A 1,854-nucleotide genomic window follows, 5' to 3' on the forward strand; every position below is an offset into this window, starting at 1 on the left:
GGTATTAGGCAACCATATATTGATAACACGGGCGGCAGAAAGGAAGAGTATGGAAGAAACGGTACCCCTGCCGCCCCGACCGGCATATTCCACCATTGCCGGAATCCTGCTGGACAAGGAGACGGGAGAGCCCGTCGTCAGTGCGTCGGTCATCGCACAAGGAACCTCACTGGGTAACATTACCAACCAGAACGGTGAATTCCGGCTCAATCTGCCCGACTCATTGAGGCGCTGCATGCTCTCCTTCTCCCATCTGGGTTATGTGGGGCAAACGGTGGAAGCCTCTGCTTTGGAAGGACGTAGCAATGTCCTGAGCCTTGAGCCGAAAGTCATTTCCTTGCAAGAAGTGCTTATCCGCTTGGTGGAGCCTAAAAAGCTGCTTCGCGAGATGATAGAGCACCGGGATAGAAACTGCTCCACTTCTCCGGTCTATCTGACCACCTTCTACCGGGAAGGCGTACAATTGAAGAATAAGTTCCAGAGCCTGACGGAGGCCGTTTTCAAGGTCTACAAATCACCGACGATGGAACCCGGACAGAAAGACCAGGTGAAACTGCTCAAGATGAGCAAGATAGATAACCGGGAACAGACGGACAGTGTGCTTGCCAAAATCAGCTCCGGGGTGGAGGCATGTCTGCAGTTGGACATCATGAAGAATCTTCCAGACTTCCTCTTGCTGGAATCCGGCGAGGAACTTTATACCTATACTTCGGGCGACATCGTATCGGTGGACGACCGTACTGCCAACGTCGTCTATTTTGAGCAGAAACGTGGGGTAAAGGAGCCTTTGTTCTGCGGAGAACTCTATATAGACTCGGAGAACAGCGCCTTGCTGCGTGCCCGCTTCGAAATTCATCCCCGGTATGTGAAGGCCGCCACACGGCTTTTCGTGATACGCCAGGCTCCGAAAATCAGGCTGACAACGGAGAAACTTGTCTATACCGTCTCATACAAACCCTGGAACGGTACCTATTATGTCCACCACATCCGTGGCGACCTTTACTTCAAGATGAAGAGAAAACGCATGCTCTTCAGTAATCCCACTCTGTATACCTGGTTCGAGATGGTGACCTGCCGGATTGACGGGGAGAACGTGACGCGCTTCCCGCGTGCGGAACGGTTGCCGGTGCATACCGTCTTCTCTGAAACCGACTTCAAGTATGACGCCGATTTCTGGGGCGACTTCAATGTGATTCCGCTGGAAGAGGAGCTTGGAAAGATTATCGAGAAGGTCTCCTTGAAGATAGAGCAGACGGAAGCTCCGTAAACATGGCCCTCAATCGTTTGCGGCGGGTAGGTTGTATATTCTACACTAAAATTATCTCTATTTTGTTTTTTTATTGTAATTTTGCCCCCGGTATTAGTTTAAATTTAAAGATTGTAACTATGAGATTACCTGAGGACCCGGTGATGCTGTACAGCTTCATCAACATGAAACTGCGTGATTTCTATCCTTCGCTGGACGCGCTCTGCGAGGATATGAACGTAGAGAAAGAGGACATTGTACGAAAATTGAAGCTCGTGGGATTTGAGTATAATCCTGCAAAGAACAGATTTTGGTAAATAATGTTTCTGTATAAAACAACTCCCGTTGCTTGTTGTTGTAAAGCGCAAGTTAACGGGAGTTGTTTTGTTATGGAACTATGGGATAAGGCAGAACGTCTTTGGACGAGGGTCAAGAACTGGAAAACAGTACGCGGCTGGCACATCTGGAAGTTGAAGCTGGTGGATGCCCGGTTGTATTTCGTCAGCATGTTCGTCGGTTTGCTGACGGGACTGGTCGCTGTGCCCTATCACTATCTTCTCTATTATCTGTTCCACCTCCGCAGTGGTTTCTTCGCTTCGCATCCGGCC

2 protein-coding genes and 1 pseudogene are annotated in these 1,854 nt (G+C 49.7%); all 3 read left to right on the plus strand.

The genetic code is table 11. The features are described from left to right. Positions 1–1,267 (plus strand): carboxypeptidase-like regulatory domain-containing protein (locus ABUA47_RS24430; protein ID WP_349832249.1); only part of this gene is annotated, 1,267 nt, incomplete at its 5' end. Between the two features lie 119 nt (positions 1,268–1,386). After that, positions 1,387–1,563, plus strand: coding sequence for a DUF4250 domain-containing protein (locus tag ABUA47_RS24435; protein WP_005832662.1), 177 nt, complete (start codon positions 1,387–1,389; stop codon positions 1,561–1,563). 72 nt (positions 1,564–1,635) lie between these two features. Then, positions 1,636–1,854 (plus strand): annotated as a pseudogene (locus ABUA47_RS24440) (ClC family H(+)/Cl(-) exchange transporter); the annotation flags it as partial.

The sequence above is a fragment of the Bacteroides sp. RTP31139st1_H2_RTP31139_211217 genome (assembly GCF_040227615.1).
Classification (GTDB): domain Bacteria; phylum Bacteroidota; class Bacteroidia; order Bacteroidales; family Bacteroidaceae; genus Bacteroides; species Bacteroides uniformis.

Coding starts and splice junctions, on each gene's coding strand:
- ABUA47_RS24435 (WP_005832662.1), top strand. CDS start 1,387: ATGAGATTACCTGAGGACCCGGTGATGCTGTACAGCTTCATCAACATG.